The sequence below is a fragment of the Rhodococcus sp. T7 genome, from assembly GCF_009872365.1.
Classification (GTDB): Bacteria; Actinomycetota; Actinomycetes; order Mycobacteriales; family Mycobacteriaceae; genus Rhodococcus_F.
This window is the reverse complement of record NZ_WXYH01000390.1, coordinates 461-894: the sequence shown is the minus strand read 5'-3', so window position 1 is coordinate 894 and position 434 is coordinate 461. Positions and strand designations below refer to the sequence as shown.

At 65.0% G+C, this 434-nt stretch carries 1 pseudogene; it reads left to right on the top strand.

Annotated features, from left to right (window positions below):
* Nucleotides 1-434, top strand: a pseudogene (locus tag MLGJGCBP_RS48500) (hypothetical protein); the annotation flags it as partial.

The following is a 434-nucleotide window of genomic DNA, read 5'->3' as shown; positions in this document are numbered from 1 at the left end:
ACCGCTCGCAAGCCGGAGCAGATCTACACGATTCGGGTGGCGCAGCGGTGCAACTGGGCTCAGGCGATCGAGGGTGCGATCGATGCGGCGCATGCGAACTTCCTGCACAACGATCTGATGCGCCGACTGGCAGGCGGCGGCGACTACACCGGCGGCGGCGGCCTGTTCGACAAGGTCCTCATCGGAGGCGCTCCGCGCCTCGAGATCGACAACCTGCCCTACGGATTCCAGTACGCCGGTATCCGGGACGCGACGCTGAAGGACGGAACGGCCAAGCAGTACGTGCGGACGACGAAATTCGTTGCGCCGTACTGGGCGATGTTCTCCGCGCCGGAGGGCTGGATCTTCTCGCAGGCCTTCGTGCCGGTCGACGACGAGAACACCATCTTCTACTTCATCCACGCCCGGGAGGGCGACGAGATCATCGACGAGCC